Source organism: Mycobacteroides saopaulense, assembly GCF_001456355.1.
Taxonomy (GTDB): Bacteria; Actinomycetota; Actinomycetes; order Mycobacteriales; family Mycobacteriaceae; genus Mycobacterium; species Mycobacterium saopaulense.
This window is the reverse complement of record NZ_CP010271.1, coordinates 1,762,269-1,787,310: the sequence shown is the minus strand read 5'-3', so window position 1 is coordinate 1,787,310 and position 25,042 is coordinate 1,762,269. Positions and strand designations below refer to the sequence as shown.

General features: G+C 65.9%; 24 protein-coding genes. 6 read left to right on the top strand and 18 right to left on the bottom strand.

Going from position 1 to position 25,042, the window contains the following annotated elements:
* Nucleotides 1–4: 4 nt before the first annotated feature.
* From murD to MYCSP_RS08910, 9 genes are all read right to left on the bottom strand, one after another.
* Entirely contained in the window at nt 5–1,462 is a 1,458-nt protein-coding gene (murD, locus tag MYCSP_RS08950; RefSeq protein WP_088413636.1) for a UDP-N-acetylmuramoyl-L-alanine--D-glutamate ligase, read from the bottom strand.
* Nucleotides 1,463–1,468: 6 nt separating this feature from the next.
* Nucleotides 1,469–2,548, bottom strand: a complete 1,080-nt coding sequence (mraY, locus tag MYCSP_RS08945; RefSeq protein WP_070910946.1) for a phospho-N-acetylmuramoyl-pentapeptide-transferase — start codon at nt 2,546–2,548, stop codon at nt 1,469–1,471.
* A complete protein-coding gene (locus MYCSP_RS08940) occupies nt 2,545–4,029 on the bottom strand; it encodes a UDP-N-acetylmuramoyl-tripeptide--D-alanyl-D-alanine ligase (RefSeq protein WP_162266221.1) in 1,485 nt (494 codons plus the stop codon). The genes mraY and MYCSP_RS08940 overlap by 4 nt, the downstream gene beginning before the upstream one ends.
* Nucleotides 4,022–5,575, bottom strand: coding sequence for a UDP-N-acetylmuramoyl-L-alanyl-D-glutamate--2,6-diaminopimelate ligase (locus tag MYCSP_RS08935; RefSeq protein ID WP_088413634.1), 1,554 nt, complete (start codon nt 5,573–5,575; stop codon nt 4,022–4,024). The genes MYCSP_RS08940 and MYCSP_RS08935 overlap by 8 nt, the downstream gene beginning before the upstream one ends.
* Before the next feature lie 127 nt (nt 5,576–5,702).
* Nucleotides 5,703–7,631 carry a peptidoglycan D,D-transpeptidase FtsI family protein gene (locus MYCSP_RS08930; RefSeq protein WP_088413633.1) on the bottom strand — a complete coding sequence of 643 codons (1,929 nt, stop codon included), beginning with the start codon at nt 7,629–7,631 and terminating at the stop codon, nt 5,703–5,705.
* Nucleotides 7,628–8,614: a hypothetical protein gene (locus tag MYCSP_RS08925; RefSeq protein WP_088413632.1), complete on the bottom strand. Its 987-nt coding sequence runs from the start codon at nt 8,612–8,614 to the stop codon at nt 7,628–7,630. Before MYCSP_RS08925 ends, MYCSP_RS08930 begins: the two co-directional genes overlap by 4 nt.
* Entirely contained in the window at nt 8,611–9,789 is a 1,179-nt protein-coding gene (rsmH, locus tag MYCSP_RS08920; protein WP_088413631.1) for a 16S rRNA (cytosine(1402)-N(4))-methyltransferase RsmH, read from the bottom strand. The genes MYCSP_RS08925 and rsmH overlap by 4 nt, the downstream gene beginning before the upstream one ends.
* Nucleotides 9,764–10,195 carry a division/cell wall cluster transcriptional repressor MraZ gene (mraZ, locus tag MYCSP_RS08915; protein ID WP_070910950.1) on the bottom strand — a complete coding sequence of 144 codons (432 nt, stop codon included), beginning with the start codon at nt 10,193–10,195 and terminating at the stop codon, nt 9,764–9,766. Before mraZ ends, rsmH begins: the two co-directional genes overlap by 26 nt.
* Before the next feature lie 360 nt (nt 10,196–10,555).
* Nucleotides 10,556–10,963 carry a DUF3040 domain-containing protein gene (locus MYCSP_RS08910; RefSeq protein ID WP_070910951.1) on the bottom strand — a complete coding sequence of 136 codons (408 nt, stop codon included), beginning with the start codon at nt 10,961–10,963 and terminating at the stop codon, nt 10,556–10,558.
* Between the two features lie 278 nt (nt 10,964–11,241).
* On the opposite strand from MYCSP_RS08910, the gene MYCSP_RS08905 reads away from it, so the two are divergent.
* Nucleotides 11,242–11,904: a GNAT family N-acetyltransferase gene (locus MYCSP_RS08905; protein ID WP_083013693.1), complete on the top strand. Its 663-nt coding sequence runs from the start codon at nt 11,242–11,244 to the stop codon at nt 11,902–11,904.
* A 14-nt stretch (nt 11,905–11,918) separates the two neighbouring features.
* A complete protein-coding gene (locus tag MYCSP_RS08900) occupies nt 11,919–12,581 on the top strand; it encodes an LppM family (lipo)protein (protein ID WP_162266336.1) in 663 nt (220 codons plus the stop codon).
* Here the strand turns inward: MYCSP_RS08900 and metF are convergent.
* On the bottom strand, nt 12,556–13,536 hold the full coding sequence (metF, locus tag MYCSP_RS08895; RefSeq protein ID WP_088413629.1) for a methylenetetrahydrofolate reductase [NAD(P)H]: 981 nt from the start codon (nt 13,534–13,536) through the stop codon (nt 12,556–12,558). The genes MYCSP_RS08900 and metF overlap by 26 nt on opposite strands.
* 129 nt (nt 13,537–13,665) lie before the next feature.
* Between metF and MYCSP_RS08890 the strand changes: the two genes are divergently transcribed.
* Nucleotides 13,666–14,709, top strand: a complete 1,044-nt coding sequence (locus MYCSP_RS08890; protein ID WP_070910955.1) for a polyprenyl synthetase family protein — start codon at nt 13,666–13,668, stop codon at nt 14,707–14,709.
* Nucleotides 14,710–14,827: 118 nt separating this feature from the next.
* Nucleotides 14,828–16,285: an alpha-(1->6)-mannopyranosyltransferase A gene (locus tag MYCSP_RS08885; protein ID WP_235629553.1), complete on the top strand. Its 1,458-nt coding sequence runs from the start codon at nt 14,828–14,830 to the stop codon at nt 16,283–16,285.
* Here MYCSP_RS08885 and MYCSP_RS08880 read toward each other — a convergent pair.
* On the bottom strand, nt 16,282–16,686 hold the full coding sequence (locus tag MYCSP_RS08880) for an Rv2175c family DNA-binding protein (RefSeq protein ID WP_070910956.1): 405 nt from the start codon (nt 16,684–16,686) through the stop codon (nt 16,282–16,284). The two genes, MYCSP_RS08885 and MYCSP_RS08880, sit on opposite strands and share 4 nt — an antisense overlap.
* A gap of 81 nt (nt 16,687–16,767) precedes the next feature.
* Here MYCSP_RS08880 and MYCSP_RS08875 point away from each other — a divergent pair, with 81 nt between their 5' ends.
* Entirely contained in the window at nt 16,768–17,208 is a 441-nt protein-coding gene (locus tag MYCSP_RS08875; protein WP_070910957.1) for an SRPBCC family protein, read from the top strand.
* A gap of 39 nt (nt 17,209–17,247) precedes the next feature.
* Entirely contained in the window at nt 17,248–18,552 is a 1,305-nt protein-coding gene (locus MYCSP_RS08870; RefSeq protein WP_083013689.1) for a protein kinase domain-containing protein, read from the top strand.
* Nucleotides 18,553–18,561: 9 nt separating this feature from the next.
* On the opposite strand, the gene MYCSP_RS08865 is transcribed toward MYCSP_RS08870, so the two are convergent.
* From MYCSP_RS08865 to MYCSP_RS08835, 7 genes are all read right to left on the bottom strand, one after another.
* Nucleotides 18,562–19,950 (bottom strand): class II 3-deoxy-7-phosphoheptulonate synthase, encoded by a 1,389-nt coding sequence (locus MYCSP_RS08865; protein WP_070910959.1) that lies wholly within the window; start codon nt 19,948–19,950, stop codon nt 18,562–18,564.
* 59 nt (nt 19,951–20,009) lie between these two features.
* Nucleotides 20,010–20,522, bottom strand: a complete 513-nt coding sequence (locus tag MYCSP_RS08860; protein WP_083013688.1) for a polyadenylate-specific 3'-exoribonuclease AS — start codon at nt 20,520–20,522, stop codon at nt 20,010–20,012.
* Nucleotides 20,523–20,531: 9 nt separating this feature from the next.
* On the bottom strand, nt 20,532–21,830 hold the full coding sequence (locus tag MYCSP_RS08855) for a glycosyltransferase 87 family protein (RefSeq protein ID WP_088413627.1): 1,299 nt from the start codon (nt 21,828–21,830) through the stop codon (nt 20,532–20,534).
* 75 nt (nt 21,831–21,905) lie between these two features.
* The gene (locus tag MYCSP_RS08850) at nt 21,906–22,628 is read right to left on the bottom strand and encodes a lysophospholipid acyltransferase family protein (RefSeq protein ID WP_083013686.1); all 723 of its coding nucleotides are present in this window, start codon (nt 22,626–22,628) and stop codon (nt 21,906–21,908) included.
* Nucleotides 22,629–22,938: 310 nt separating this feature from the next.
* Entirely contained in the window at nt 22,939–23,328 is a 390-nt protein-coding gene (locus MYCSP_RS08845) for a hypothetical protein (protein ID WP_088415539.1), read from the bottom strand.
* A complete protein-coding gene (locus MYCSP_RS08840; RefSeq protein WP_407661692.1) occupies nt 23,325–24,605 on the bottom strand; it encodes an ArsA family ATPase in 1,281 nt (426 codons plus the stop codon). Before MYCSP_RS08840 ends, MYCSP_RS08845 begins: the two co-directional genes overlap by 4 nt.
* Entirely contained in the window at nt 24,595–25,035 is a 441-nt protein-coding gene (locus MYCSP_RS08835; protein WP_070911443.1) for an SRPBCC family protein, read from the bottom strand. The genes MYCSP_RS08840 and MYCSP_RS08835 overlap by 11 nt, the downstream gene beginning before the upstream one ends.
* Nucleotides 25,036–25,042: the final 7 nt, after the last annotated feature.

Below are 25,042 nucleotides of genomic sequence, written 5' to 3'. Positions count from 1 at the left end.
TCACCTAACCGGTAAGTGCGTGCACCGCCGCGGCGAATCGATCGCCACGCTCGGAGTACCCGCTGAATTGGTCGAAGGACGCGCCGGCCGGGGCCAGCAGCACGGTGTCGCCAGGCTGGGCCAGTGTGCTGGCGTGCCGAACGGCCGCGGCCATGACTCGAGTGCCCAAGTCAGCGCCACCCCCATCCGCCTCATCAGTCACATAAACCACATTTGCCTCTTGCACCCCAGCATCCTCGCGCGTAACAACCGCAACTACGGGTACATCCGGCGCGTGTCGCGCCAAAGCCTCAGCAATCAGTCCACGATCCCGGCCGATCAGCACAACCGCGCCCAGCCGGTCGGCGCAGTCACGCACCAGGTCATCGACTGCAGCCCCCTTGAGCAACCCCCCAGCGATCCAGATAACCCGCGGGTACGCGGAAATCGATGCTGCGGCCGCGTGGGGATTGGTGGCCTTTGAGTCGTCCACATAGGCGACGTCTGCGACCCGAGCGACCAACTCGGCTCGATGCCGTCCCACCTGGAAGGCCTCCAGCGCCCGGGCGATGTCTTCTGCGGACGTGCCCACCGCGCGGGCCAGCGCCGCTGCGGCCAGCGCATTGAGCACACCGATCGGACCCGCCACCGGAAGCTTCGATGCCTCGATCAGCGGCACATCGGCACCGAATGCCCGATCCACCAGCCAGCCCTCGCGCACTCCGAGCTCGCCGGACGCGGGCTCACCGATTCGGAACCCCGCCTTGACCGGCGCCGCGGCGCCGGTAAGCAGCCCACCGGCCACTGCGTCATCAAGACCGACGACGGCGACCGCACCGTCGAGTGCCCGGGCCTTGTCCCGAGTGTAGCCATCCATTCCCCCGTGCCAGTCGAGGTGATCCTCGGCCACGTTGAGCACCACGCCGGCCGCCGGCCGCACCGAGGGCGCCCAGTGCAGCTGGAAGCTGGAAAGCTCGACGGCCAGAAATTCGACATCGCGATCCAGCACATTGAGCACCGGGTCACCGATGTTCCCGCACAGCGCACTGGTGCGACCTGCCGCGGTCACCATGTCGTGGGCCATCGCCGTGGTGGTGGTTTTCCCATTGGTACCGGTGACCACCAACCACCGCTTGGGTGGCCCATAGCGGCCGGAAGCATCCAGGCGCCAAGCCAATTCGACGTCTCCCCAGATGGGCAGGCCCGCCCGCACGGCGGCCACCACGACGGGTGAGGACGGGCCGAATCCGGGACTGACGATCACCAGATCCTGATCGGCCATGGACCGCTGCGCCTCGATGGTGGTCAGCGCCGCGCGCCCCGCCGCGCGATGACGCCGCAGGGCCTCCTCGTTGTCATCGCAGACGGTGATGCGCAGGTCGAATCCGGTCAGTGCGGCGACGACCGCATCACCGGTGACCCGTGCACCGCAGACCAGAACCCGGGCACCGCCGGTCAGCTCGGCGACTTCGGAAGCGATCATGGCCGCTCAGTCACCGATCGTGGCGAGCCACTCGCCGTAGAACAGTGCCAGGCCCAGTCCGCAGGCGATGGCCGTCAACAGCCAGAAACGGATGATGACAGTCGTCTCCGCCCAGCCCATCAGCTCGAAATGATGATGGAAGGGCGCCATGCGAAACACCCGGCGGCCGGTGGTGCGGAACGCGGCGATCTGCAGCACCACCGACACGATCTCGGCGACGAACAGCGCGCCCAGCACCACCGCGAGCAGTTCGGTCCGGGTGGTGACCGACAGGCCGGCGATGACGCCACCCAGGGCCAGCGATCCGGTGTCGCCCATGAAGATCTTGGCGGGGGCGGCGTTCCACCACAGGAATCCGATGCACGCACCCGCGGTCGCCGCCGCGATCACGGCGAGGTCCAGCGGGTCGCGCACGTTGTAGCAGGCGACGCCCGGATGCGTGGAGCACGCGTTGCGGTACTGCCAGAAGGTGACGATGACATAGGCGCCCGTCACCATCGCCATACAGCCACCGGCCAGTCCGTCCAGCCCGTCGGTGAAGTTGACGGCGTTGGACCAGGACATCACCAGGATCACGCAGAACAGCACGAAGATCGCCGCAGGCATGGTGACGGTCGCGATCTCGCGCACGTAGGACAGCTGGGCGCTGCCCGGGGTCAGCCCGTCGGTGTTGCGGAATTGCAGCACGAGCACACCGAAGACCAGCGCCGACAAGATCTGGCCGACCGTCTTGGACGTCTTGTTCAGACCAAGATTGCGTGCCTTGCGAATCTTGATGAAGTCGTCGATGAACCCGACTCCGCCGAGCATCGTCGCCAGCGCGAGCACCAGCAGGCCGGATGCCGAGGGGCCGTCCGATCCGAAGGCGATGCCGACCAGATGCGACCCGAAGTAACCGGCCCACATGCCCGCCAGAATCGCGACGCCGCCCATCGACGGAGTGCCGCGCTTCTTCTGATGGTGCTGCGGGCCGTCGTCCCGGATCTCCTGGCCGAAGCCCTGCCGCGAGAACACCCGGATGAGCACCGGGGTGAGCATGATCGAGACCAGGATCGCGATCCCGGCGGCGATGATGATCTGCCTCATGCCTTACCCGCTTTCAACAGCTCATCGGCCACAACCCACAGCCCGGCCGATTGCGATGCCTTGACCAGCACCACATCGCCCTCGGCCACCTCGTCGGCCAGCAGTGTGGCGGCTGCCGCAGGATCGTCCACCAGCACCGCCTCGGACCCCCACGACCCCTCCATCACCGCACCCGCATGCATTGCCCGCTGTGACCTCCCAGTCCCGACGACTACCAATCGACTGACATCTAATCGCACGGCGGCCCGTCCGATGCGGTCGTGCTCGGATATCGCGTCGGGCCCCAGCTCGGCCATCTCACCCAGCACCGCCCAGCTGCGGCGCGGCTGCGCCCCGTGGCGGGCCATCGAAACCAGGGCCTTGAGCCCCGCCATCATCGAATCGGGGTTGGCGTTGTAGGCGTCGTTGATGACGGTCACCCCGTCGTCTCGGGTGCTGACCTCCATGCGGCGCCGCGACACCGGGCCAGCCCCGGCCAGCGCGGCCGCGACCTGTTCGAGGGTCGCGCCGCATTCCAGCGCCACCGCGGCGGCCGCCAGCGCGTTCCCTACCTGGTGCTCGCCGTGCACCGCCAGCCGAACCGGGACCGAATCCTTCGCGGTGTGCAGGGTGAACCGGGCCCGGGCCAGGTCGTCGACACTGACGTCGGTGGCCCAGATGTCGGCGGAATTGTGCACGCCGGTGCGCACCACCCGGGCCGATGTCTTGGCGGCCATCGCGGCCACGGCGGAATCGTCGGCGTTCAACACCGCCACACCATCGCTCGAAAGCGATTGCGGTAGTTCACCCTTGGTGTCGGCGATGGCTTGTCGCGAACCGAACTCCCCCAGGTGTGCCGTGCCGACGTTGAGCACGACACCGATCGACGGCGGTGCGATGGCAGCAAGGTCGGCGATGTTTCCGGGGCGCCGGGCCGAAAGTTCCAACACCAGAAACCTTGTCGATTCCGTTGCCCGCAGCACGGTCCAGGGATGACCGAGTTCGTTGTTGAAGGAGCCGGGAGGAGCCACCACCTCGCCGAACGGGCTGAGCACCGCGGCGATCAGATCCTTTGTCGACGTCTTGCCCGACGAGCCGGTGACGCCGACGATGCGCAGTCCCTGCGCCGAGAGCCGACGGGCCACCTCGGCCGCCAGCGCTGCGGTCGCAGCCAGTACCGCAGCGCCCGATCCGTCCGAATCATGTTCCAGCGCAGATACTTCGGTACGCGCTACGCCGGTAGGCGACACCACGATGGCCGGCACGCCGACCGGCCTGGCGGCCAGCACGGCCACGGCCCCGGACGCGACGGCGCCGCGGGCATGATCGTGCCCGTCAACCCGGGCTCCCGGCAGGGCCAGGAAGAGCCCACCGGGACCCACTTGACGCGAATCGAATTCGACGGTGCCGGTGATCCGCGCCTGCTCCGCCTCCTGCGCGGTGATCCCGTCGAGCCGCCCGCCGACGATCTCGGCGATCTCGGCAACGGTCATCTCAATCATCCAGACTCCCAAGTGCTTCCAGGGCCGCACGCAGCTCCACGCGATCATCGAAGGGCACCGTGACATCGCCCGTCTTCTGACCGCTCTCATGCCCCTTGCCCGCGATCAGCACGGTGTCCCCCGGCTGCGCCCAGAGCGTGGCGAAGTCGATGGCGGCCCGCCGGTCGCCGATCTCGATCACCTGCACATCCGAACCAGCGGTACCCGCGATGATCTCGGAACGTATCGCGGCCGGTTCCTCGCTTCGCGGATTGTCGTCGGTGACCACCACCAAGTCGGCCAGCTCCGCGGCGACCTGCCCCATGTCGGCACGCTTGCCGCGATCGCGGTCGCCGCCCGCCCCGAACACCACCGCCAGGCGGCCGCGGCGGTGGCTGCGCAGACTTTCGAGAACGGCACGCAATGCGCCGGGCTTGTGGGCATAGTCGACGAGCGCCAAGAACGGCTGACCGGCGACCACCGCTTCCATGCGCCCCGGCACCCCGGCAGTCGCGATTCCCGGTGCCGCTGTCGCCGAAGAGACTCCAAGAAGATCCAAAATTGCGACGGCAACAAGGCAATTTGCCACGTTGTAGTGGCCGGGCAGTGCGATGGCGAGTTCAGCAGCGCCCGCCGGACCATTCGCAACGAACTGCTGACCGCCGTCATGACCGACCGCCACACCCGAACAGGTCCAGTCCGCGACCGCACCGGCGTGCGAGGTCACCGTGACGACTCCGGGGCCCGCCTCGCGCGCCAGCGCCGCCATGGCGCGCCCGGCCTCGTCGTCGACGCAGATGGCACTGCTGTGCGCACGCAAGGGCGAATCACGCTGGAACAGGCGGGCCTTGGTGGCGAAGTAATCCTCCATGTCGGGATGGAAGTCCAGATGATCTCGGGAAAGATTCGTGAACGCGCCCACCGCGAAATGGGTGCCGTCTACGCGATTGAGAGCCAGCGCATGACTGGACACCTCCATGACCACGGTGTCCACGCCGCGTTGCACCATTTCGGCCAGCAGTTCTTGCAATGCCGGTGCTTCCGGCGTGGTCAGCGCGCTGGGCACATCCTCACCGTCGATGCGCACCCCGACGGTGCCGATGAGGCCGACCCGCTTACCCGCGGCCCTAAGCCCGGCCTCGACCAGATAGGTGGTCGTGGTCTTCCCGGATGTGCCGGTGACCCCCACGACCCGCAGCCGGCGCGACGGGTCTCCGTAAATGGTCGCCGCGAGCTCTCCGAGCACCGCGCGCGGGTTGGTGTGCGTCAACACCGAGATATCGAGACCCTGCTGCGCCACCAACTGGGCCCCGGCGGCATCCGTCAGCACGGCCGTCGCGCCCGCCGCCACCGCCTCGGATGCGAACTGTGCACCGTGTGCACTGGTGCCGGGCAGTGCGGCGAAGAGATCACCCGCGCGGGCGTCCTGCGCCCTGAGCGTCACCCCGGAGACGACCATGGCGGACGCATCTGGCCCGCGCAGCTCTGCCGAGACCAACGATGCGAGGTCGGCGACCGGGTGCGGACGTGTCCGGGGAAGGAACCGGTGGGTACCGGATGCCGCCACCTGCGATCACCTCCTGCCGTGTGTCTGTCGCCTGCCCCCGCTTGGCGGTCTTCGCGCAAGCTGCTCGTCCTCGGGCGTCAAACGACATTACCGGGCGGGCAGGTACCCCCAGATCGATGAGGACGACTCAGGTCGCCTGCAGGATCAGTGGTGGCCCGGGATCGGGTGATAGGGGCACATTTTGGCGCCGCATCAGCCAGGACGCGATGTTGTGGAACAACGGCGCGGCGGTCATGTGCGGAGACCCGTCCGAGCCACGCCTCGGCGCGTTCATCTCGATGCCGATGACGTACCGGGGATCGTCCGTGGTGGCGATTCCCGCGAACGTGATCCAGTACACGTCGTCGAAGTAGCACCCACAGGCAGGATTGATCTGCTGGGCCGTACCGGTCTTACCGCTGAGTTGGTAACCGTCGACCGCACCGGACGCACCGGTTCCGTTCTGGATCTGACGCGCGTCCGGCTGCAACACCGCACGCAGCATGTTGCGGACCGTGCGCGCGGTGCCCGCGTTGACCACCTGCACCGGCTCGGGGCGGGGTTCTTCCTTGCGGACGCCGTCGGAGGTCGTGATGCTCTTGACGATGCGCGGCGGCACCCGCACCCCGTCGTTGGCGATGGCCTGGTACATGCCCGTCATCTGCAGCAGCGTCATCGACAAGCCCTGGCCGATGGGCAGGTTCGAGAAGGTGCTGCCCGACCACTGCTCGATCGGCGGCACGATGCCGGCACTCTCACCGGGCAGGCCCACACCCGTACGCTGCCCCAGGCCGAACTTGTCCACGAGATCCATGAATCGTTCCGGGCCAACCCGTTGCGCCAGCATCAGCGTGCCGACGTTGGACGACTTTCCGAACACACCCGTGGTGGTGTACGGCACCGTTCCGTGCGCCCACGCGTCGCGAACCGTGACGCCGCCCATGTTGATGGAGCCCGGAACCTGCAGTACCTCATCGGGATTGGACAGATCGTTCTCGATCACCGCCGAAGCGGTAATGACCTTGTTGACCGACCCCGGCTCGAACGGCGAGGACACCGAGAGGTTGCCCATCTCGCGGTTCCCCTGTTTACCGAGGTTCTGCGACGGATCAAAGGTGTTGTCGTTGGCCATCGCCAGGACCTCACCGGTTTTCGAATCGAGTACCACCGCGGAGACGCTTCGCGCCTCGGATAGGTCCTTGGCCTGTTGGACCTGTTGCTGCACGTAGAACTGAATGTCGTTGTCCAGCGTGAGTTCCACGGTGGACCCATTGACCGCGTTGTGGCGATCACGGTAGCTGCCCGGAATCACCGCGTTATCAGATCCGCGGTCGTAGGTCAGCGATCCATCCTTGCCTGCCAACGCGCTGTCCAGCGAATCCTCAAGACCAAGAAGGCCGTAACCCTCCCAGTCGATACTGCCGACGATATTGGCAGCCAGCGAGCCGCCGGGATACTGGCGGATGTCTTGCCGTTCCGCGCCGACTTCGGGGAACTCCTTGACGATCTCGGCGGCGATGCCCGGATCGACCGAGCGCGCCAGATAGGCAAAGGTGTCGTCACTGCGCAGCTTCTTCAGCAGGCTCTTGGCGTCGGGCTTGTTGCCCAGCTTGGCCGACACCCCATCGGCGATCTGCTGCAGTCGGCGTTCCGGCTCGGTGGCCCTGGTCTTCGCCGCAGCGGCCTTGTCGGCGTCACTCTTGCCCGGGTCTTTCAGGATCTCCGCGCTCTTCTCCCACGCCTTGTTGAGCTGTTCGCGAATCTTCTTCGGCTGGAACGTCAGAGCGCGGGCCTCGATGGTGAAGGCCAGCTTGTTACCCAGCCGATCCACGATGGCGCCGCGCAATGCCTTCTCGGTCTCGGTGACCTTCAGCTGTCCCGAGGCCTCTGCGCGCAGACCCGCCGCGCGCGGTCCCTGCAGGGTGAACAACTGGATGGCCGCGACGGCCAACACCAGGAAGATGATGATGTTGCCCGTGCGGTGACGAAAGGCGAAGCCTGCCGTCCGCGAAATGGCAGCAACCGGCCGCCGGGTGCGCCGGGCACCGACCGGCCGGGACCGATCCTGCCGGTTCACGCCGTCGGGAGGGGAATCGTTGTTGCCACGGGACTGAATTGTTCCCCGGTTACTGGAGAATTCGTGATATTTGATGCTTGCGGCGCGTCGGCCACAGGGGGCGGTACCGCGATGGCCGGATCCGGCGCGGCGACCACCGGCGCGGGCGCCGGAGCGGCCTGCTGCACAGGCGCGGGTTGTTGTCCGACGGGGGCTTCCACCACGGGTGCGGGCGGGACTGCGGCAGGCGGGGCCATATGCGGCACGACGGCCACCGGTGGCGGCACGGGAGGCAGCTGTACCGGCACTTCAACCGAGTTGCCCGCCTTGGGAACGGCGTCGGCGTCGTCGGGGATCACCGAGTTCAGTGGTGCCGGCGCAACGCCCTCAGCGGGCTTCGGAGCGCCCACCAGCAGCCAGTTGCCCTGCGGGTCGCGCACCAGATGTGCGATGTCACGCGAGGGGATCATGCCGAGGTCGCGTGCCGAATCTGCCAATGCCGGCGCCGATTCCGCGCGCAGCACATCGCGCTCAAGGGCTTCCTTGCGTTGCAGCAGTTCCTCGTTGGTGCGCCGCTGGGTGCCCAGCTGGTAGGAACGCTCCGCGGCGTCGGTCGACAACCACAGGGTGATGGCCAGACCGACCCCAAGGGCACCGATGACCAGGACGACGAACGGAACCCTGGTGATCCAGACATGAGGCCGCAGATCCACCTCGGACAGACGAGTAAGAATTCGCTCGCGCAGCGGTATCCGGATTACCTTGGGCGCCTTGGCCTTACGCGCCTTCGCGCGGGCCTTGGCCTGTTGAGTACTGGTGGCGGGACGAATCTTCTCGGGCGCCTTGCGCTGCACCGGGATGGGCATGGTCTGGGGAGCCGAGCGACGCGGACGCGGCGAGGGGCCGGAACCGGTTGCCTTCGGCGCGGCACCGCGCCGTTTGACGGGCTTGGCGGGCTTGGATTTCTTGGGTGCCTCTCCTGCTTTCTTGCGCACCCCGATCATGCCCGCCTCCTATCCGCAACTCGTTCGACTGCCCTTAACCGCACTGGTGCACTACGTGGATTGATTTCTATTTCCGCATCGTTCGCCCGTTCCGCCCCGCGGGTGATCAGGGTGAATTCCGGTGCGTCACCGGGTAGTTCGACCGGCAGATCGATCGGCGACCGCGATGCGGTGGCGGCAGCGAACTGCGCCTTCACGATCTTGTCTTCGAGTGACTGGTAGGCCATCACCGCGACGCGGCCGCCCGGACGTAGCGCGGCCATCGCGGCAGGTATTGCCGCTGCAAGGGATTCCAACTCTGCGTTGACCGCTATCCGGAGAGCCTGAAAGGTCCGTTTCGCTGGGTGGCCACCCGTACGGCGCGTCGCCGCGGGGATGGTCGCGTACAGCAGCTCAACCAACTGTCCACTGCGCGTAAAAGGTTCCGTAGCGCGACGCCGAACGATCTCGGCGGCAATGCGGCGCGCAAAGCGCTCCTCACCGAATCTGCTCAGCACTCTGGACAGCTCCGCGGCCGAATAGGTGTTCAGAATATCCGCGGCGGTCAGCTCATCCTGGGCGTTCATCCGCATGTCCAGCGGGGCGTCGATCGAATACGCGAATCCGCGTTCGGCCTGATCGAGCTGCATGGAAGACACACCCAGATCGAAGAGCACCGCGTCGACCGAGGACGTCGCCGGGTAACCGAGCCCATCGAGCGCGTCGGCGAGCCCGTCGTAGCGGGTGTGCACTCCGACGAATCGTGTTCCGAAGGGTGCCAGCCGCTTCCGGGCAATGTCCAGGGCGTTGGTGTCACGATCCAGACCGATGACGGTGAGCTCCGGCAGCGAGGCCAGAAAATGCTCGGTGTGCCCACCGGCGCCCAGGGTGGCATCGATCAGAAACGCACCGGCCCCGTCAGCCGACCTGGCGGTGAGCGCCGGCGCCAGCAGCTCGTAGCAACGATCGAGCATGACCGGAACGTGACCGAACGCGGCACCAGAATCAGCCGGAAAATCATTGTCAGACACGGCGATACCCCTCCGGGGGCGAGAGCGCTGGTAGGTGCAATAGACCCGCGAAGCCTGGTCCCTGCCCGATGGTGCGAACCTGGCGTCGGGGAAGTACGCCAGGGCCGTATCGGACAGAGGCCGCGCTTCGCGGGCCCGCTCAGAAGATGCCATTGAGGGATTCATCGCTGGCCGTCGAGAAGTTCTCTTCGTGTTCCTCCAGGTATTGCTGCCACTTCGCAGCATCCCAAATCTCCAGGTAGTCAACGGATCCGATGACCACACAATCCTTGGACAAGTCCGCGTACCGCCGGTGGTCGGCAGACAGGGTGATACGGCCCTGCGCGTCCGGATGCTGTTCATCGGTGGCTGCCGCCAGGTTGCGCAGGAAGGCACGGGCCTCGGGGTTGCTCCGGGAAGCCGCGGCGGCCTTGCGCGCCAGCTGCTCGAACTCGGCCCGCGGGTACACGGCGAGGCTGTGGTCCTGGCTTTTGGTGACCATCAACCCTCCCGCTAGTGCGTCCCGGAACTTGGCGGGCAGCGTCAACCGCCCTTTGTCGTCGAGCCTGGGCGTGTAGGTACCGAGAAACATCTCGACACCTCCCTGTCCAAACCCTTCGGAGCTACCCTTCCCTCCGATATGCGCCACTTTACCCCACAATCCCCCACTTTGAATCTGATTTGCCGCGTGTCTCCCCACCATGCACCCACACGAAGGGTGGCAGAGGGCATCAGAATGCTGTTTTCCCAGGTAAACCCGGTGGGGGTGAGTGGGGCGCCGGTATCTCGACGAGTTGATAACGATTTGGCCTGCCCGGGCAACCGGGCTTGCGAGCGATCACCCGGCAGTCCGGACCGGAGGCGCCCAGCGGCCCGGACAGCAACTCACAAAGCAACAGACCCGCGCGGAGTGCGCGGGTCTGTGATCGTGGACCGGTTTAGCGGATGTTTGTCAGTTGTCGAAACGGCGGCGGAAACGCTCTTCCATGCGCTGTGCGAACGATCCAGCGGCACGGGGCCGACGAGTGCGACCACTGGCCCCACCCGATAACCCCGGCCCGGTGGCGTCCTGCTCCGAGCGTCGGCTTCCGATGATCGCGAAAACCGCGGCGCCGAACATCACGACGAATCCGATGACGCTCAGGACCGGAAAGTTTCCGATCTGGGTGGCGGGAACCGCCACACCGATCACCAACATGGCCAATCCGATGCAGAACAGCGCCGCGCCTTGCAGACGACGACGGCCGGAGGTCGCTCCCAGGCGGCCTCCGCGCACGCTCGACGCAAACTTGGGATCCTCCGCGTACAGCGCGCTCTCAATCTGGTCGAGCATGCGCTGCTCGTGCTCGGAGAGTGGCATCGGTCCCTCCCTCTGGCGCATCGCAACCGGTTGAGTGTGTCGTGTCGTTTTATCAAGGGTGCCGCGGTTACAACACCCTCACGTTCATAATACGAGGTGAATACCCGCTATACCACCCGGTTCACCCATCAATCTCCCAGCAGCTCCCGCCGGGCAACGCCACACTACGGCGCGCCGACAGACCCGGCGAAAGCCACGACCGCACCCGGGAATCGGCCAAGCGTGATAAACCCGGGCAGTACACACCAAGGCTCAACCGGAAACCAAAAGGACGCACGTTGACGACATTCCTGGCCGACCTGTCGCAACGCGATATGCAGCGCCGGCTCAGCGAAGCGCTTCGTGTCTACGTGATCGCCATGGGCTATCCGCACGGCACCGAGGATCAGCGCGCTCCCATGTGGTTAGAACACAGCCGTAGACGCGGCTGGCAGGCGGCCGCCGTCTTCCAGACCCCGTCGGACTCATCCGGGGCGGATTCCGCCGTCGACCAGGATCTGATGGACCGGGCCCGCATCGTCGGGATCGCTTACGGCTACCGCGGAGCTGCCGACCAATGGTGGCACCAACAGGTCAGCCAGGGCCTACGCAAGTCGGGGATGCCACGCGATCGCATCGGCGCCCTCCTCGATCAGTACTTCGAGCTGACCGAACTACACGTCGACCCGGGCCTGCAGGGACACGGCTTCGGAGAAGCGCTGGCGCGCCGACTGCTCGGCGGCCGCCCCGAATCGCATGTCTTGCTGTCCACTCCCGAAATCACCGGCGAATCCAATCGGGCCTGGCGGCTGTACCGCCGCCTCGGATTCACCGACGTCATCCGGCAGCATCAGTTCGCGGGAGATCCAAGGCGATTTGCCGTCCTCGGCCGGCCTTTGCCCCTGGAACCCGGATATCGACAGGCCGGCGCGACCGCCGTCTGGCACGATGAGCCGCGATGACTAGCCCAGGGCGCGTGGCACGAATCGCTGCCGTGCTGTTGTTGACGACGCTGCCGCTGCTGTCGGGATGTGTGCGCGTCAAGGCCTCGATGACCGTCACCACCGACGATCACGTCTCCGGCCAGCTGATCGCCGTGGCCAAACCACAGGGCAAGGACGACAAAGGTCCCCAGCTCGACCGCAACATGTCCTTCGCACAGAAGGTTCAGGTGAGCGAGTACGAGGAGAACGGCATGGTGGGATCGCGTGCCATCTTCAACGACCTGACCTTCTCCGAGGTCCCCCAGCTGGCCGGCATGAACAAGAACGCCGCCGGGTTCGACCTGACTCTGCGCCGCAACGGAGAGATGGTCGTGCTGGAGGGTCGCGCAGATCTCACCGCGCTGGAAACCAGCTCGGACGCCGACGTATCGCTGGCCGTGTCCTTCCCCGGCGATATCGAATCGACCAACGGGGAGACGCTCGGCTCCGACTCCGTGCAGTGGAAACTCAGTCCCGGCGTGGTCAGCACCTTCACGGCGACCGCGCGCTACACCGACCCCAGCACTCGCTCGTTCAACGGCGCCACGATCTTTGTGGCGATCGCCGCATTGCTGGTCGGCGCCCTGGTCGCCTCGCTGGCCTGGCTGGACCGTGACCAGTCCCCGCGCTTTACCCCCGACCAGTTCCCGGAGTAATCCGAACGCCGAGGTTCTCCAGCACCTCGGAGGTGGCCCGCGCGAAGTTCAGCGTCATGAAATGCAGACACGGAACCCCCTCGGCCAGCAATCGGGATGCCATCGCGGTGGTGACATCGACGCCGACCTTGCGAACCTCGTCCCGGTTCTCCTCCGGTCCGTCTCCTGCCGCCCGGAGCAGCCGTTCCTCCAACGCAGCGGGCAATGTGGACGAGGAGAGCTCGACCTGCCGGCGTACCGAACGCAGCGATGTGATGGGCATGAGTCCCGGAACGATCGGCTTGGCGCCCTGCTCGGGGTCGGCGGCCACCACCCGGTCCCGCAGCCGCAGATAGTCGTCGACGTCGAAGAACATCTGGGTAATGGAGTACTCGGCCCCGGCCCGGAGCTTGTTGACCAGGTTGGCCGTATCGCTGTCCACATCGATCGCCTGCGGATGGCACTCCGGGAAGGACGCCACCCCGACGTGGAAATCGCCCAGGTCGCGAACCAGCCGCACCAGTTCCTCCGCGTAGGTGAGGCCACCCGGGTGAGGAATCCATTCCGCGTTCACATCCCCGGCCGGATCGCCGCGCAGGGCAAGGATATTGGTGATGCCACGGTCCACATACGCACCCACCATGGCGCGCAGCTCGTCGACGGTGTGCCCGACCGCGGTCAGGTGCGCAACCGGTAGCAATGTGGTGTTCTCGGCCAGCTCCCCGGTCACCCGCACCGTGCGGTCGCGGGTAGAACCGCCTGCGCCGTAGGTCACCGAGACGAAAACCGGCTGATACCGCTCGAAAACTCTTGCCGCCCGCCACAACCGAGCCTCGGCCGCCTCATCACGGGGCGGCATGAACTCGACCGAGAACGCGACCTCGCCGGGCTGAACCGCGGCCAGTCGATCGGCGATCGACCCCGGATCCTGCAGCTCGGCGACCGGTGCATCATGGTCGAGCGGGTTGGTTGTCACCCGTCCAGGATAGGTGGGATTACTCTAGGTTCACTCCCCGTGCATCCGGGACCAATTGCCGCACCGTGAAAGGACGCCCCGCTGAGTGTCAACGTAGCCGCTGCCAACGCCCGGCACCTGACCGATGCGGTGAGCGACCAGCTGAGCCAGTTCCTGGCCGAATGCCGCGAACACACCGCGCATATCGGACAGAACTATGAGCATGCGATCACCGCCCTTGACCGGTTTGTGCTGCGTGGCGGCAAGAGACTGCGCCCTGCGTTCGCGTATTGGGGCTGGCGCGCGGTCACCGATGATCCCGATCCGTGGAACCCCGAAGTGCTGCGGGTATGTGCCGCGCTGGAGCTGCTGCACACGTGCGCGCTCATCCACGACGACGTGATCGACAGTTCTGCGACGAGGCGTGGCGAGCCCACCATCCACGTCGAGTTCACCGCCCTGCACCGCGAGAACGGCTGGTCCGGCTCCCCCGAACAGTTCGGAATATCCGCGGCGATTCTGCTGGGTGACCTGGCACTCACCTGGGCCGACGACATGGTCGTGGGAGCACGGCTCTCGCCGGAGACGCACGCGCGGGCGCGAGGTGTGTGGTCGATCCTGCGCAGCGAGGTACTGGGCGGCCAATATCTGGACATACTGTCTGAATCCTCCGGTGACGAGTCCGTCGAAACCGCCATGCGCGTCATCCGTTTCAAGACCGCCGGCTACACGGTGCAACGCCCGCTGCAGCTGGGCGTCGCCATCGCTGCCGAGAACCCAGAAATCTCACAGCTTCTCGGCAACGTCGGGCTCGATATCGGCGTCGCGTTTCAGCTTCGCGATGATGTGCTCGGCGTCTTCGGGGACCCGAAGGTGACCGGCAAACCCGCGGGAGACGATCTGCGTTCCGGAAAGCGCACCGTGTTGCTGGCCGAGGCGCTGCAGCTGGCGCGGCGCCATGACAGTGCCGCCGAGGATCTGTTGCACTCGTGGATCGGTACCCCCCTCACCGACCAGCAGGTCGGCGAAATGTGTTCACTCATAGTCGACTTGGGCGCCCTCACCGCGGTGGAATCGCGCATCGAGGAGCACACGCAGCGCGCCTTGGACCAATTGGCGAGCGCCGACATCGCCGAGGACGCCCGCGCCGCGCTGTCCGACCTGGTCCGGTTGGTGTCCAACCGGAACGCATGATCACGTGAGCACATCATCGAAGGCCGTCGAGCCCCCGGTAGAACCCGAACACACTGCGCTCGAACCGGATAGCGGATGGGCGGGCGCCTTCCTCCGGTCCCCCGCGGGGCGTGCGGCCATCACCGGATTCGGCGGCGCGATTCTCATCGCGATCGGCGGATTGGGCGCGGGCAGCACTCGCCAACATGATCCGCTGCTGGAGTCCCTCGGGCTGTCCTGGTTGCGTTTCGGACACGGACTGGTGGTCTCCTCGATCCTGATGTGGCTCGGGGTTGTTTTGATGCTGCTGGCATGGCTTGGGCTGGGCCGGCATGTCATCGCGGGCAGGGTGACCAAGGAGTCGCTGCTGGTTGTCATTCCGTGCTGGCTTTTGCCGCTGCTGGCCTCCGTTCCGGTGTTCAGCCGGGATGCGTACTCCTATCTGGCACAGGGCGCGCTGCTGCGCGACGGGTTCGACCCGTATGTGGTGGGCCCCGTCGAGAATCCGAATCCGTTGTTGGAGAACGTCAGTCCGATCTGGTCCACCACCACCGCCCCCTATGGGCCACTGTTCATCCTGATCGCACGGTTTGTCACCCAGATAGTCGGCGACGACGTGGTGGCCGGAACCATGCTGCTGCGTCTGTGCATGCTGCCCGGGCTGGCACTGCTCGTGTGGGCCACACCCAAGGTCGCTCAACACCTTTCCGCCAATGCCAGCAAGGCATTGTGGATCTGCGTGCTCAACCCGCTGGTGATCATCCACCTGATGGGCGGGGTACACAACGAGATGCTGATGGTCGGGATCATGATGGCGGGCATCGCCCTCGTCCTTGAGCGACACCATGTCTGGGGTATCTCGGTGGTGGCCTTGGCTGTCGCCGTCAAGGCCACAGCGGGTCTCGCACTGCCGTTTCTGGTCTGGATCTGGATGCGTCGACTCATCGAGAACGCCGCCGAGGGTTCGCCGCAGCGCCGCCCGATAGCCGCCTTCGCCTTGGCGTCGGCGGCCTCCGTCGCGATCGTCGTCGCCGTCTTCGCGGTGCTGTCCTGGATCGCCGGAGTGGGTCTGGGATGGCTGACCGCACTGGCCGGCTCGGTGAAGATCATCAACTGGCTGACGGTGCCGACCGCGGTCGCCAACATCATCAACGTCTTCGCCGGTCTCTTCGTCACCGTCAACTTCGATGCGGTTCTGGAGATCACCCGCATCATCGGGGTGATGGTCATCGCCGTCAGCTTGCCGGTGATCTGGTGGCGGCACCGCCACAACGATCGCGATGCGATGTTCGGCATTCTGTGGGCCATGGTGGTCGTGGTGCTCATGGCACCGGCTGCATTGCCCTGGTACTACACCTGGCCGCTGGCCATCGCGGCGCCGCTGCTGCAGTCACGGACCGCCATCGCCGCCATCGCCGGTTTCTCCGCGTGGATCATGGTCATCTTCAAACCCGATGGCTCCCACGGCATGTACGTATGGATCCACGTGCTGATCGCCGCGACCTGCGCCACCATCGCATGGCGGATGATCAACTCCGCACCCGAACCGCAGGGTCCCGAAGCCGCCGAAGCACAATCGCCGGCTCCCGCCAGCTAATACGCCATGGCCTGCGCCCGCCGCAGCACCTCACGTGCCTGATGCCCGTGCAGCGCGTCGACCGGGCGGGCAGCCTCGATCCGTTCGGTGGTGCCATCCCGGCTCACGGTGAGTGACTCGTCACCGGTGAACAACCAGCGCATGATCTCCGGCTCGTGAAACCCTCCGTCCCGCAGCACGGACAACAGCCCGAACAAATGCTTGACCACCGGCCCCTCGGGGCTGAAAAAGATGACGGGAACTTTGATTTCGCCATCGCGCCGCACTGCGATCAGCTCGCCGTCGCGCAAGTATTGCTGAACCTTGCTCACCGGTACCCGCAGGCGCACGGCCACCTCCTTGAGGGAGAACAGCGGCTCATCGGCGTCAAGCGTGTCGGCAACGTATGGAATTGCGCTCATGACGAATGACGCTAGTCGCCCCGCGCGCCACCGTCGTCAAAAGTGTCCTGTGGGTGTGGTGACACGCGTAACCTTCGGACCGTGACGAGTTCCGGCGATCCGACATCGGTCACCCATAGTGAGTACTATCCCTACCCCGTCGAGAAGGTCTGGGATGTTCTCGTCTCCCTCGAACTGACCGCTTCTCAGGTGAAAGAGGTCAGCGACGCCCCGGTCGAAGTCGGAGAGACCCGGGTCATGATCACCCACCCGCAACCGGCGGTCGGGTTCGACGGCGTGGTCCGCACCACCTACACCAGCGTGGTGCCCTGTGAGCACATCGAACAGGTGTTGACCGCGCCCGGCATCGAAGTGACCTCCCGGTGGAATCTGCTCCCGGAGCCCGGCGGCACGCGACTCCGCGTCACATACAGCCGCTTCGACCCGTCCATTCCCCTGCACCGCCAGTGGCGGACGATGCTGTTCTCGGGGGCTGGGCCGATCCTCAACTCACTGCGCGAAATGCTCGATAAGCGGCATTGACGACGGGGCGTTCCCGCATCACTCGATACGATCGATGCGATGACGTCGCCCAAGTCCCCCAGTGCCCGCCTCGATCCGATGATCGGCGCGGTGCTCGACGGTCGGTACCGCATAGAGGCTCCGATCGCCACGGGCGGCATGTCGACCGTGTACCGCGGGCTGGACACCCGCTTGGATCGCCCCGTGGCGGTGAAGGTCATGGACAGCCGCTACGCCTCCGACAGCGGGTTCCTGGCCCGATTCCGGCTTGAGGCCCGCGCCGTCGCACGGCTGCGTCACCCCGGGCTGGTGGCCGTCTTCGATCAGGGTATGGACGGCAAGCACCCGTTCCTGGTGATGGAGCTGATCGACGGCGGCACGCTACGCGAGCTGCTGCGCGAACGGGGCCCCATGCCGCCGCATGCGGTCGCCGCGGTCTTCAACCCGCTGCTGGGTGGTCTGGCGGTGGCACACCGGTCGGGGCTGGTGCACCGCGACGTCAAACCCGAGAACGTACTGATCTCCGATGACGGCGAGGTCAAACTCGCCGATTTCGGGTTGGTCCGGGCCGTCGCCGAAGCCGGAATCACCTCGACCAGCGTGATCCTGGGCACCGCGGCGTATCTGTCCCCTGAACAAGTGCGCACCGGTTCCGCGGGGCCGCGCAGCGACGTCTATTCGGCGGGCATCCTGATGTACGAATTGCTCACCGGTTCAACACCGTTCACCGGCGATACGCCGTTGGCACTGGCCTATCAACGCATCGATCGCGATGTTCCTGCGCCGAGCGAAGCGATCGACGGGGTTCCGGAGGAGTTCGACGAACTGGTGCTGCGGGCCACCTCCCGCGACCCGGACGCCCGCTACGCCGACGCCGCGCAGTTCGGCGCCGAACTGAACGCGATCGCCTCCGAGTTACGGCTGCCGTCCTTCCGGGTGCCCGCCCCCAAGGACTCTAAACAGCATGTCGCCGAACAGCTGTACCGCAGCAGATTGATCGACGCCGGCGGCAGCACCACTGGAAACCTCAGTGCTCCGAGCACATCGGATGCCGCCGACACCGCCTCGGCCGCAGCGGCCCTGGGTGTTTCCGCACGACCCAGTGTCGCCGCACGGCCCAAGGTGCCCAACCCCACGCGGATGATGGACCCGGTACCCGCCTACGATCCCGAATACGATCGGGAGTTCGACGACGAGTTAGACGAATCGGCGTTTTTCGCCGATGTCGACGACTCCGATTACCGATACGAACGCCAGCAGAGCCGCCGCGCGATCTTCATGTGGCTGGTGATCGTCCTGATCATCACCAGTTCGGTGGCCGCGGGATGTTGGTCGCTGGGCGCCAACATCACCAACCTGTTCTAGTCCGCAGCCTTAGTCTCTGAGCATCTCCGCCACGAGGAACGCCAGCTCCAGCGACTGCTGGGTGTTCAGTCGCGGATCGCATGCCGTCTCGTAGCGGCCGGCCAGGTCATCATCGGAAATATCCTGTGCCCCACCGAGACACTCGGTGACGTTCTCGCCGGTGATCTCGACGTGAATGCCACCCGGATGTGTCCCGAGGGCGTTGTGCACCTCGAAGTAGCCCTGCACCTCGTCGACGATCCGATCGAAATGCCGTGTCTTGTAACCGCTCGGCGACTCGTGGGTGTTGCCGTGCATCGGGTCGCACTGCCAGACCACCTGATGTCCGGTCGCCCGCACCTTCTCGATGATCGGCGGGAGCAGATCGCGCACCTTGGAGTTGCCCATCCGCGAAACAAACGTCAAGCGGCCCGGCTTGTTGTGCGGGTCAAGGCGTTCCACGTACTCGACGGCCTGATCGGGTGTGGTCGTCGGACCGATCTTCATCCCGATCGGGTTGGCGATGATCTCCGCGAACGCCACGTGTGCGTGATCGAGCTGCCGGGTGCGATCGCCGATCCACAGGTAGTGGGCCGACAGGTCGTAGAGCGCGGGCTCGCCGTTCTCGTCCTCGGCCAGGCGCAGCATCGCGCGCTCGTAGTCGAGCACCAGCGCCTCATGACTGGCGTAGATCTCGGCGGTGTCCAGGTTCGAATCCGCCACACCGCAGGCGCTCATGAACTTCAGACCACGGTCGATCTCCGAAGCCAGCGCCTCGTACCGGGCTCCCGCCGGCGAGGTGCGGACGAACTCACGGTTCCAGTCGTGCACCAGGGCCAGCGAGGCCATGCCCGAGCCCGTCACCGCGCGCACCAGGTTCATCGCGGCGCTGGCGTTGGCGTAGGCGCGTACCAGGCGTGAGGGGTCGTGCTCGCGCAGTGCCGCGTCGGGCGCGAAACCGTTCACCATGTCACCGCGGTAGGACTTCAGGCCCAGCGCGTCGGTATCCGAGCTGCGCGGCTTGGCGTACTGGCCGGCGATGCGGGCCAGCTTGACCACCGGCATGCTCGCCCCGTAGGTGAGCACCACGGCCATCTGCAGCAGGGCGCGGATATTGGCACGGATGTGCGGCTCGGTGTTGTCGGCGAAGGTTTCGGCGCAGTCGCCGCCCTGCAGCAGGAACGCCTCACCGCGCGCCACCTGAGCCAGCTGGTGCTGCAACCGCTGAATCTCCGCGGGGACGGTGATCGGGGGCACGCTTTCCAGCACGGTTCGCATGGCCGCGGCTTGATTCGCGGGCCAGCTCGGCTGCTGAGCAGCGGGTTTGGCCAGCGCGGCATCGAGGCGGTCACGCAGATCCGCCGGGAGCGGCGGCAGCTCCGGCAATTGGTCGATGGGGACGTCGACTGTCCAGTTCACGCACCCATCTTAACCGGGTCTAACCAGCGGATTTTCACCCCGAGGCTCGGCCGTCCCAGTTATCGCCCTTCGCGCAAGCGCTCATCGGGGACCATCGCCCGGTAGCGGGCCAGGTTGAACCGGGCGTCGACCAGCGCATCGTGAGAGTCGGCGGGCCGCTTCGGCATGGCAGGACGTCCCAGATCTGCCCACAGCTGCTTCAGCTCCAGGGTGAATCGCGGAACCGGCTGGGGCAGCGCCGTCATGGGCCCCCACAGCTGACAGAGCGCCACATGGTCGTAGGCACCCACCCAGGCCCACAGTTCGATCGGGTCCGCGGGACCACCGCCCCCGTTCAGACCCATGAACTCGGCCAGCTCGTCGCGAATCTGTCCGCGGGATCGCCACAGCGGCGAGGACAGCGCCGGCAGCTTGGGCAGCACATGCTGACGCACCCAGGGGCCTGCCTGCTGCGGATCGAAGGCGGTGGAGACTGCGTAGTACTCGCGGCCGTCTTCGGCGACCATCCCGATGGAGATCAGTTCGATGGTGCGGCCGTCGTCGATGAACTCGGTGTCGTAGAAATAACGCACGCGAGCCGCCTAGTTGTGCGCCGGAGACGCCGGCGCCAGCTCATCGGCCTGTGACGATTCCTCTTCGCCCGCAACGTCGTTGGCTTCCGACCAATCGCGCCGCAGCCATATCCAGCTGGCCACGAGCACCCCGAGATGAACGAACACGTACAGGCTGGGGATCAGGTCGTTCAGCACGCCTCCGGGCCGCAGCGTCAGGGCGCCGGAGTCCGGCGTCTTTCCGCTCAGACTGGTGAACCAGGCCGCGAACACCGCGCAGAACACCCACATCGTGATCGCGGAGGCCCGCTTGCCGAGGACATACCCGCGATAGCTCAGGTGCACGACCAACGGCACGAACCACACCCAGTGATGGCTCCAGCTGAACGGCGAGGCAGCCGCCGAGGCCATGCCCACGACCGAGATCGCCAACAACAACTGATTCCGCCGGTAGGCCATGGTCGCGATCACCAAACTCACCACGATCACCAGCACAGACAGCGCGGTGGCGGTCGCGGCCGAGAGGTCCAAACGGAGAAACAGACCGCTGATGCTGGTACTCGCGGTGGGATCGCGGGTGATGCGGCTGATCTTCTCGAAGGCGCGGTCAACCCAGTAGTAGTGCGATGCCGACGGCAGGAAGATGAAGCCCAGAGCAATGGTGCCGATCAGCGTGACGGTGGCCACGACGGCCGCGCGAATCCGTCCCACCACAAAGAGGAAGACGATGAAGATCATCGGGGTCAGCTTGATGCCCGCGACGATCCCGATTCCGATCCCGGCCAGCTTCCATCGTTTGGGGGCCAAGACGTCGGTCACCACCACGGCGAGGATGAGCAGGTTGATCTGCCCCAGCTGAATGGAGAGCCGGACCGGCTCCAGCCACGAGACCAGCCCGACCAGCAGCGCCAACAGCCCCCACAGTCCGGCACCGACGGAGACATTCAGCCACCGCAGCATGCGCCACACCGAGTAGACCAGCAGCGCCGGGAACACCAGGAGCGATAAGACCTGTGCGGTGAAGTCGGTGATGAAGGCCAGTGGGGTGAACACGAGCGCCGCGAACGGGGTGTAGGTGAACAGCAGATCGTCGATCTCGCCGTTGCGTCCGATCGAGTACAGGTCGAGCCCGTCCAAGACGCGGGTGCCGCCGAATCGATAGACCAACACGTCGATCTGCAGCGCGTACGTAGGCCAGTGGATGAACACGATCGCGTGCAGCAACAGGGCCACTGCGAGGACGAGCGGGCCACCCCACGTAATCCATCTGGCGACTCGACGAGCGGAGCCGCCGTCCGCGACGGTGGTTTCGTCTATTGAATTCGGCACGGCCCTCGCATCTCTCAGTTCTCCCGCCGGTGGCCCTAAGAGTAGCGGTACCGGCGCGGATAGCTGGAAACCGGATTAACCGGCGGCGCTCTCCGGCACACGGTCGGAGGGCTGCGTGGCTTCCGCGGGCTTGTCCTTGAGCGAGGCCGCGTAGATGTCGACGTACTCCTGACCGGACAGCTGCATGAGCTCGTACATCACCTCGTCGATGACCGCGCGCTCGATGAAACGGTTGCCGGCCATCCCGTCGAACCGGGAGAAGTCCAGCGGCTTGCCGATCTTCACGGTGACCTTGGAGAAGTGCCAGCGTGCGGTCCCCGGCGGGTTCATGACGTTGGTGCCGACCATGGCGACGGGGATGACCGGAACACCCGTGGCCAGTGCCATGCGCGCCAGACCGGTCTTGCCCTTGTACAGGCGCCCATCCGGCGACCGAGTGCCCTCCGGGTAGATGCCCAGCAGCTTGCCCTCGCCGAGTAGCCGTTTGGCGGTGCTCAGCGCGTTTTCGGCGGCATCGGCACTGGTCCTGTCGATCGGCACCTGACCGGAGCCGCCGAAGAACACCTTCTTGAGCCAGCCCTTGAAACCGGGCTCGGTGAAGTACTCACTCTTCGCCAGGAACGTCACCCTGCGGGTGGACACCAACGGAAGGAAGAAGCTGTCCACCACCGCGAGATGGTTCCCGGCCAAGATGGCCGGACCCGAGGACGGGATGTTCTCCAGACCTTCCACCTTCGGCCGGCCCATCAGCTGCAGGATCGGCCCCATGAAGATGTACTTCAGCAGCCAGTAGAACATCGCGCATCCTCTCCCGGGCCCGTCCCAGTCCCCGATGAACTCCCATGGGGCTGGCGCCGAGCTTACCCTCGGCGGCGGCGAAACTCCGTGGACTGTCTAAGGTCCCGGACGTTAGACAGTCCAGGGATGGACACCGGCCAGAGGGACGCCGCCGTCGCCGAGGGAAACGCCGCCGTGCGCGGAGCCATTTTCGCGACCTGGTAGACGCCCATGACGCACTCGCCGGCCCCGCACCGACGATAGATGGGACACGATGTCCCAGAAGGGTTCCCCGGGCGTCCAGGCGATCCGACCCGGTCTCGGGAGTTGATCACTCGTCGATGTCGACCGGAATGGGTTGATAGCCAGTCGATTGCGAGCTCGTCGGGGTGGGTGGGAACGGGCTGTGATACTCGGGGCCGAGCCCACCGTCGCCCGGGCCGTCGGGGCCATTTGGGCCCGCCTCTGCCTCCAACATCGCGCGTACCACCATCACCAGCGCGAGGCTGTGTTCGGCGATCGTCGCCAGCAGCGGATGATGCTCGCCCTCGATCAAAGCCGCCAGCGCGCACACCGGGCAGAACAACTGGTCGCACTTCCCGGGGACACCGCCGTCGGCGGGTGCGCGCGCGGCCTGGCGCAGCGCCGGATCGAGTTTGTCCAGGATCGAGGCGGCCAACGCCCGCAGCTCGGGACCGAGCTCCGGATGGGTACCCGTCACGTAGGCCACACCTCCGGATCAGCTCTAAACCGTATGGTCAGCTCGCCACCGACGAGCCGGGCGTCGACAACCACACAGCGCCGCAGCACGGAGGCCAGCCGGACCCGCCGACGCATCCCATTTGCGCCGATGACCAGGTCATCTCCCACCCGGCCGAGGCTCAACGTGGCCGGGTCGATCTGCGGTAACTCTAGCCGTAACCGATAGACGGTGTCCGCGCCGGATCCGGATTCGTGCTCGACGACGGTGGCCAGCGGAGCCGGCGGCTTGGCGCCGTCACGGCGGCGCACCGCCTCGGCCAATTCACCGAGGGCATCCGGCCCGATGGGTTCCCGCGGCAGATGCGGTACCAGCAGCATCTCCACATCCCCGATCGCCTCCCCCATCTCATCGAGAACGGCAGACTGATCGGTGATGCGCTGCATGTACCACTCGAAGGCAGGATGGTCGGGAAGATTGTGGTACTCGTACGAATCATCTTGAATCAGAACCTGATTGACGATCACCTGGTCGATGCGCACACCCATGAGTGCCAGGGCACCCACGGTGCGAATGGCCTCCGCCACCACCACCCGTTCGGGGGTCAGCACCAGATGCGCTCCCACCCGCTCGGCATCCGAGAGCAAACCCGCAAGTCGATCCGCCGACGCCGCAACACGTTCCAGCAGTTCAGCCAGCACCAGTGCGCGTGGCGTTCCGATGCCACCGAGCCTTCGATGGCGCGGCCAGGCCCGTTCCAGATACATCGCGAAGGTTCCGGGCAGCGTCAGCATGCGCAAGGCGTCGGCAGTCGAGGCACAGTCGACCACGACGACATCCCATTCGCCCGTGTCGGCAAGCTGCTGAACCTCGTGCAGCCCGAGCATCTCCTGAACGCCCGGCAACGCGGAAAGCTCTTCTGGGGCAAGCGATCCGATATCCGATTCGGGGTACTGCGCGGCGATCGTCGCGGAAATCTCACCCCAGCGCCGCTCCAGCAGACCGAGGGTGTCCAGGGCCATGACGTCGAGCTGCCCGCCGTACGGGTCTTCGATGACGCGCACGCAGTGAGCACCCGGGGAAGGATCGACCTGGGCGCCGAAGACATCACCCAGGGAATGCGCCTGGTCGGTGGATACCGCCAGCACCCGTTGCCCGGCGCGTGCATATCGAACCGCAGTGGCACCGGCCAGCGTCGACTTACCCACGCCCCCCTTGCCGACGAATAGACCGATGGTGGCTGTCAACGGTAGTTCGACATCTGGGCGCGGCGTCGCGTCGACGTCGCTAGCGGTCAGATTCGACTCGCTTCTTCAGATCCTTGAGCGCGGAATCGGTGATCTTGCGTTCGGCCTTGCGCTTGAGCATTCCGATCATCGGAATTTGAAGGTCGACCGCCAGCTCGTAGGTCACCTCGGTGCCAGACCCTTTGGGCGCCAGAAGGTATGTGCCCTCCAGCGAACGCAGTAGGGAACTTTCCGCCAGGGTCCAGGTGACCTTGCGGCCGTCCTGGGACCACACGTACTCCAGGACCTGGGTGTCCTTGAGGACACCGGCGTCCAACACCAACCGGGCACGCTTGACCCTGCCCTCGGAGTCGGTGTCGAGCACCTCGGTTTCCTTGTACTCCGACACCCATTCCGGGTAGGCGCCGATATCGGCGATCACCGCCATCACCTTGCCGGGTTCGGCGTCGATGGCAATCGTTTGGGTAGTCTTCTCAGCCACCTGACAG

Excerpts from the sequence above, each read along its gene's own strand:
- murD (WP_088413636.1), bottom strand. The coding sequence starts at position 1,462 with ATGATCGCTTCCGAAGTCGCCGAGCTGACCGGCGGTGCCCGGGTTCTG.
- mraY (WP_070910946.1), bottom strand. The coding sequence starts at position 2,548 with ATGAGGCAGATCATCATCGCCGCCGGGATCGCGATCCTGGTCTCGATC.
- MYCSP_RS08940 (WP_162266221.1), bottom strand. The coding sequence starts at position 4,029 with ATGATTGAGATGACCGTTGCCGAGATCGCCGAGATCGTCGGCGGGCGG.
- MYCSP_RS08925 (WP_088413632.1), bottom strand. The coding sequence starts at position 8,614 with ATGATCGGGGTGCGCAAGAAAGCAGGAGAGGCACCCAAGAAATCCAAG.
- rsmH (WP_088413631.1), bottom strand. The coding sequence starts at position 9,789 with ATGAATCCCTCAATGGCATCTTCTGAGCGGGCCCGCGAAGCGCGGCCT.
- mraZ (WP_070910950.1), bottom strand. The coding sequence starts at position 10,195 with ATGTTTCTCGGTACCTACACGCCCAGGCTCGACGACAAAGGGCGGTTG.
- MYCSP_RS08910 (WP_070910951.1), bottom strand. The coding sequence starts at position 10,963 with ATGCCACTCTCCGAGCACGAGCAGCGCATGCTCGACCAGATTGAGAGC.
- MYCSP_RS08880 (WP_070910956.1), bottom strand. The coding sequence starts at position 16,686 with ATGAGCGCAATTCCATACGTTGCCGACACGCTTGACGCCGATGAGCCG.
- MYCSP_RS08870 (WP_083013689.1), top strand. The coding sequence starts at position 17,248 with ATGACGTCGCCCAAGTCCCCCAGTGCCCGCCTCGATCCGATGATCGGC.
- MYCSP_RS08850 (WP_083013686.1), bottom strand. The coding sequence starts at position 22,628 with ATGTTCTACTGGCTGCTGAAGTACATCTTCATGGGGCCGATCCTGCAG.